This window comes from Vibrio sp. M260112 (assembly GCF_036533775.1).
GTDB lineage: Bacteria > Pseudomonadota > Gammaproteobacteria > Enterobacterales > Vibrionaceae > Vibrio.
The window spans coordinates 1-1,476 of the sequence record NZ_JATABH010000139.1 but is presented as its reverse complement, the minus strand read 5'-3'; the positions used below and the strand labels follow the sequence as shown (position 1 = coordinate 1,476).

2 protein-coding genes are annotated in these 1,476 nt (G+C 40.4%); both read right to left on the bottom strand.

What is annotated here, in order from left to right; genetic code table 11:
* Positions 1 to 477, bottom strand: a 477-nt coding sequence (locus QTN95_RS20605; protein WP_331418840.1) for a hypothetical protein, incomplete at its 3' end; no start/stop codon positions are given.
* A gap of 354 nt (positions 478 to 831) precedes the next feature.
* On the bottom strand, positions 832 to 1,476 hold a 645-nt coding region (locus tag QTN95_RS20600; RefSeq protein WP_331418838.1), incomplete at its 5' end, for a hypothetical protein.

Below are 1,476 nucleotides of genomic sequence, written 5' to 3'. Positions count from 1 at the left end.
GAAAGATACATCAATAATTTCATTTGAAAAACTAACAACGGGATCAAAAGGAATAGGGAACTCAGTAGCTGTTAATTGAGTTATATCAACGCCATCTCGTACAAAGCTAACTCTATACTCAGTTGCTAAAGCAGAAGTCATTAATTCATAATATTCCCCTCCATAACTACCGCTACCTTCTACTACCTCTTGTTTAGTTAGCTTCAAGTGTTGAGGTATATTGTCCACCGTCACCATTAATTCATCACTGCCAGACAACGTTACAAAAAGATCACTGTCATCAAGAATATATCCTGTAACCTCAGCATCGGATGAGCTTGTAGCTGATAATGTGAAAAGGGCCTGTAGATCAGACGCAGCATAATCACTGCTGTAACGAGTGACATTTAAGTCTGTGTTTGAAGTGGAAGAACTACCACCATCTCCGCCACCACAGCCTGTAAGAAGTGCTAAAGTGGGAGCTAAATATAATTTCATAACATCTTCCATAATTACTGAGAAAAAGAATAGAGATTGCGTCCATCACATTGAATAGACTTCACAGTCTGGTATTCATTGAAAACAAGGCTTTCGTTCCTAAAATAAATAACATCACAGCTTTGTCGTTGGCCTGTATTCATTCGCTTTAACCTTTCGTAGTTAAATCGATCAACATCAACTTTTAACTTAGTACCATCATTTATCTTGTAATAAAGATAGGAACCCTCGAAGCGAACACTACTCTCCCCCAAAAAGTCTAATTTGGTTTGAACTCTGACTTCTTCACCATTCGTCCCGTATATAGTGAAGAAGAACCATATAATTACAATCATGAACCACGTAATTAACCCTTTAAGGGTTATTGGTGCTCTCATAGAGATATATCCCAATACCAGATGTATCTACAACATCATCTATCGCTGTAGATCCTTGAACAAAATTGCCAGCCCCTTTAATCGATAATGAAGCTCCTAAAACACCTGTTACTTGTTTTGCATACGGGACATTTAACTCATGTAAGCCCTTTGCAACAATGTGTGGTTGACCGTTCCATCTTGAATCAAAACTGCCAGCAGCCCATAAGGCAGGCCCGCACCCCACTTTACTACCGGCTATACAGTCGATCCCACCCACTACGATAGTAGCGGCATCAATAGCAAGACCCACTCCTTCTTTTTTAAAAAACTCTCTGGTTTGTTCTGTCGCCACATCATTAGCTTCATTTATGATTGTATTTGCTTTACTCATTTGTGCAACACCATGCATACCATTCCAAATGTCATTGTACAAGTAAACCGTAATCACACTAACAGCAGAACGCATCACCGCATCTCGGCTATTGGCACCACTTGCTGCGGCGGCAATACCTGACACGATAATCATACCTCCAGCTTGAAGAGTCTGCGTTTGAACATTGGCATGAACAATTCCTCCACCAAGCTTACCAATGACACCGCTGATAAAGCCTTGCTTGAAGCTACCACCTTGCAATTCATG